This window comes from Okeania sp. SIO2F4, assembly GCF_010672385.1.
Classification (GTDB): Bacteria; Cyanobacteriota; Cyanobacteriia; order Cyanobacteriales; family Microcoleaceae; genus Trichodesmium.
In genome coordinates, this window is the sequence record NZ_JAAHGT010000755.1 from 1 (window position 1) to 4832 (window position 4832).

General features: G+C 33.4%; 5 protein-coding genes and 1 tRNA gene. 1 reads left to right on the forward strand and 5 read right to left on the reverse strand.

The genetic code is table 11. The features are described 5' to 3' along the window. The 3 genes from F6K22_RS32030 to F6K22_RS32040 all read right to left on the reverse strand — a co-directional run. Positions 1-307, reverse strand: a 307-nt coding sequence (locus F6K22_RS32030) for a hypothetical protein (protein WP_293107609.1), incomplete at its 3' end; no start/stop codon positions are given. Positions 308-470: 163 nt separating this feature from the next. Next, on the reverse strand, positions 471-689 hold the full coding sequence (locus F6K22_RS32035) for a hypothetical protein (RefSeq protein WP_293107611.1): 219 nt from the start codon (positions 687-689) through the stop codon (positions 471-473). A 464-nt stretch (positions 690-1153) separates the two neighbouring features. After that, positions 1154-1864, reverse strand: a complete 711-nt coding sequence (locus F6K22_RS32040) for a C40 family peptidase (protein WP_293107614.1) — start codon at positions 1862-1864, stop codon at positions 1154-1156. A gap of 427 nt (positions 1865-2291) precedes the next feature. On the opposite strand from F6K22_RS32040, the gene F6K22_RS32045 reads away from it, so the two are divergent. Then, positions 2292-3218 (forward strand): serine hydrolase, encoded by a 927-nt coding sequence (locus F6K22_RS32045; protein ID WP_293107616.1) that lies wholly within the window; start codon positions 2292-2294, stop codon positions 3216-3218. Between the two features lie 131 nt (positions 3219-3349). Here the strand turns inward: F6K22_RS32045 and F6K22_RS32050 are convergent, their stop codons facing one another. Further along, positions 3350-3472, reverse strand: a complete 123-nt coding sequence (locus F6K22_RS32050; protein WP_293107619.1) for a hypothetical protein — start codon at positions 3470-3472, stop codon at positions 3350-3352. A 164-nt stretch (positions 3473-3636) separates the two neighbouring features. Beyond that, positions 3637-3726, reverse strand: a tRNA-Ser gene (locus tag F6K22_RS32055). Positions 3727-4832: the final 1106 nt, after the last annotated feature.

Consider the following 4832-nt stretch of genomic DNA (forward strand, 5'->3'; position numbering starts at 1 on the left):
AAAAGTCATTACCTAATCTATAAATTAAATATACAGATACTACTGCAAAAATAATAGCTGGAACTCTCAACCATACTTCATTATCAGAAATGTTAATCCATGGATTTAAAAGAACATAGTAGAGTAACCTGCCCTTATTAAATGCCATCTTCTTCCCATCTAAAACACTGATAAATTCATCTATCCATAGACCTCGGAAATTTATTCTGTAAAAGTACAAAAAACACGCTAAAACAAGAATCAATAAAATAGGAAACCATTCCTTTTTTTTGATAGGGGAAATAAACCTCTGAAAAAAATTGAACATAAACTATATTTCCTAGTTTCAAAAATTAGGTTATAAAATTTTTTAAAAGTATGTTATATTTAGTAGTCCCCGCCAACTGAAGATCGGAAATTTGCTGTATTTAAACCTTGAATCAATAATTATTACCTATCCTATTAGATTGTGTCCGGATGGATAACAAAATTTATTTTTTGTGATGACTTATCCAGACTCCTCCCGACCATAAATGAGCCATAATTGTCACAATAAAAGCGATCGCCAAATAAAATACCCCAACCTCGCTCATACGAATTTCTATAACTTGCTGCCAATTATCTTTCAGGGTTTTAGCCAGAAAAAATACTGTTCCTCCTAGAATCATCCAGCACAGAGAAGGTTGAAGGTGGAACAAGATTTTTTTCATGTTATATTTCATATAATATAAGAATATTAGTATTGCAGTTTGATAGTAGTAATTAAACATTTTCTGGGAAAAAACCGCGTATTTGTGCAGCATTCCACAGGAAAAGTCAGTCTATACCAGGGAATTACGTTAATGCCCTAAAAATAGCTAAAATTCTTAATTACTCAGGGTTTATGCCTTTTAGACGTAAAAACCTCTGCCTATCTATATTTTAGCCTATTTTCTACTGCTGCGGGTGTGTCAGTCCTAATAGTAGTAAAGTGAGCAAATTTTTAACTCATAGATACTGATAATAAATCAAGTCAAATTTGCCTATCTCACTTCTTTTAATAACTTATATTTCCCAACCTATTTCCTAAGTAGAGAGAGAGCAAAAAAACGAAGTATTAACGAAAAGTAAAATTACCCAAAAATCCTTTCATGTTACCTGTTACTTTCTGATAAAGACCATTTTTAACATCAACCTACTTAATATTTCCATAACTCCTAACTACTCTTGCTGCACTCCGAAATTGTTGATAGTATCTTTGACTAACTTCATCCCCCACCTCAGACAATACATCAATTCCAATACCATTACGACCCTGACTTTTTCCAGAACTATGAATATAACGTCCTTCTCCCAGGTATAATCCTACATGATCTGCTTTTTCACCAGTGCCAAAAAACACCAAGTCTCCGACTATAAGTTGATTATTTAATTGATATTTGTCTAGGGAAATCTTTTGACAAAAAGGTTCCTGTTGATGAGCATCTCTAGGTAACCAGATACCAACAGAAACAAAAGCAGCTTGAATTAGACCAGAACAATCATAGTTAGGCCCAACTGTGCCTCCCCAAAGATAATAATTAGGAGTATTCATAGCTTTATAAGTAAAAGCAATTACTTCTGGTAACTTATCTTTAATTTCAACTTCATTAAAAATGTGAGGTTCGTAAACAGTTGGCGTAGGTTGAATCTTGTCAAAGTCTTTATTTAATAACCAACCAAGATAGTCATCCTCTAGAAGTTTCACCATAACTGCATTAGGGGATTTTTCCTGAGACTGAATAATTCGTAAATGTCGTCCACCTGCTGCTTGAGTTGCCAAAGAATCACATTTATCAGATTCATAAATATTTATATTAGCCTGACATTCGTACTCAAAAGTATTAGATAATTCATAATTAGTCATTGATATAAATTTAGATATAGTCATTTTAAGTAAGAATGGAATAGAGATAATTTTTTCAGCCCTTTCAATCAAGTGTTCCAGACTTAATTAAAAATACTATAGCAATCATATTTGGATTATTTAGAAAATATCCAGGCACAAGGAAACAGCGAACTGAGCTAATAGTTCCAAATTTTGTATATATAAATTTGGAATTTTTTACATAATATTTAAGAGAGCTAGAAATCTAAATTACTACCTTTTATTCAAACCAGTATTCCTAAAAACATCCCTAATATAAAATCATCCGAAAATAATTAGCTAAAAATATTTTCCTCGTCTGAGAGATTGAAAAAAAATATATATAAACTAACCCTTGATTTCGTATATTATTAGGTAAACATTTTTTCCTTTTTCCAAATATTATCTAATAACTTTCCTTTTATATATGAGCTTCTTTGATAAAGATGAACAGTTAAACATCCTGGGTAAAGAAATTGTAGAAGCAACCAAGTTAGAATTTTCAGAACTAACTTGTGAGCAAATTGCCATAACTTGGTTAGTTTACTATTCACCAAGAGCCAGAAATATTAAGAATGCCACAGAATTTTGGCAAAAGCAAGTGCGTGGTTGGAGCGATCGCGGTGATGAGCGGATATATCCTGGAAGAATAGTCCATTTATTCTATCTTGTAGCTATTTATGAGTGGCTAGAGAAAGGAATGGTCAAAACTTCACCAGAGTTAGAAAGAGCAATTGGAGATATGATCCTTTCTTCAAATCACGATGCCACTGGTCTAGTTGTAGATGTTTTAACGGGAACTACTAGTGGACCTGAATTATCACCTGGACCTTTTCAAACTTGGAAATATCAACGTAATTTTGTCAACCGTTATTTTCAATCTCTCAAGTGGCCTGAGTTAAAGTCCATTAATATTAATCAAAAAACATGGTTTGATGGCCCTTATGGTCGAGAACGCATTTTCCAAGGATTATTGATGGAAAATCGGAATATCCTCACAACTAATGCTGCAGCTCGTTTATTACATAGTATTGTTGGTGGGATTGCAGTATCCCGTCAAGCTTCAGAGAAAATGATGAATTTGTTCAAGAAAAATCCTAGGCAAGAAGATGCAAAAGATGTAACTAAAGGCCAAGCTATAGGGTTCTTAGATGAGAGTCTTCCTCAAAATGCTAATATATGGTCTACAGGAATTGTAGATACCTATGTACGTCACAATTTTGCTTATATAGAGTTACCAAATCTTCAGCCATATCTCTTAGTTGTATTTACAGAAGGCAAAGAGATTAGTAGGAATCAGAGAATATTACCTTATATTTCCCAAAAGTTTGTGGAGGCAATGAAAAAATTGTGAGCAAAATACCTAAGTTTCAGCGCTCTATATAACCCATTTGGTATCTTCCTCAACATTAAGTTTTTTAGGACTAAGGAGTCAGAAGTCAGGAGGTTAGGAGGTGCGGAGCTGGAAAAATCTTGGTTTAGTAATTATGTTGATAATTCTATAATTACTTCAATCCCCCCATCTCCCCATCTTTCCATCTCCCCATCTCCCCATCTCCCCCAACCATATAATAAGTATTCAACCAGATTTGATATTAAATCTGCCAAAATCTTGGAATCACAAAAAACCACTCTTAAAGGGTGGGGTGAAAAATTGATCGGCGTTGGACACCGAAACATAAGTTATTTTTAGCTGAAAGCTATTTGGGAAGGAAGCATTTCCTGGGTCATGCTGAAAGCTAATAGCTAGTTAATTTGGCTATTTAATTCTACGGAGAGGGAGGGATTCGAACCCTCGGTACGGGGTTCTCCCGTACAACTCATTAGCAGTGAGCCGCTTTCGACCACTCAGCCACCTCTCCTTGGGTAACAGATAATTATTATAACAGATGTTTTTTTGTTATGGCAAGCGTATTTTCAAATTATTTTCATTCTTACAGCGCTTTCCACTGTTATGAGATACACCCATCGCGGGCAAGATGCCCGCACTACAATATTTTCATCATTTATCTTGTACATCATTTGCCCGAAATATGCTGTAATTTTCAAGTCGAGCAGTTAGGACTTAGGAGTCTTTATGCAGAATAGTTTTGGGAAATTTACTTGCTGAAATTACATTAGGTTTAATTTTACCTAACTACTTATTTGAATCAGGTTTTCCCAACTATCACAAAAAGTCCCCCTTTTAGGCGGAGGCTTTAAACCCTTTTTTTCAGTAAAAATATCACTTGAAAAAATTAAGCAACATTGTTATGTTTAACTATTTGATTAAATATTTAGTATCTAGTTAAAGTTAACCATAATAAATACAAATTTACGATATAAAAATTATTGGACGGAGTAAATTTAAAATTTGTTCCCAAAAAAATTAGATGAATCTGTAAATTGGGCAATTGACAATCAATAAGACTATGATACACTTTAAAATGTTCATATTTCTTGTTCAAAGAATATTATCAAAAACTCCTGAAAGTTTTTCAAGCACTATCTTTATTAATGTGGTGGAAGCAAAACCCTAAGGTGGTTTTTAAACTGTAGTCAAATATGCTCTAATTTGTATAAATATAAAGACCTTTAACAACATGGTGAAAACCTGATAGGTTTGGGATATTTCAGTTAAATGGTAATTAATTGAAAAAGTTAATTCGGTGTAATGGACTCTGTTATTAGCCCATCCCTTAGCAGGTTGTTATTTAAATTGACTGAATCGACTAATACTAAAAAGTAGGCTCAATAGTCTTGGACTTGAGAGAGTAGTGACAATTAACACTGCCTAAAGGAGTTGCAAATTTATTGGTGCTAGGGTAGGGGAAAATGATAATCAAGGTTTTAACCTGATTAGCATATCCTCTAAAGAATCTACTCAAATTTATCCAGTAGATCATCAAAGATAGTCTTAAAGATGCAAAAGTATGCTAAACATTACATGACTTAGAACTTTCTAAAAAATGTATTTGTTGCAGCATAA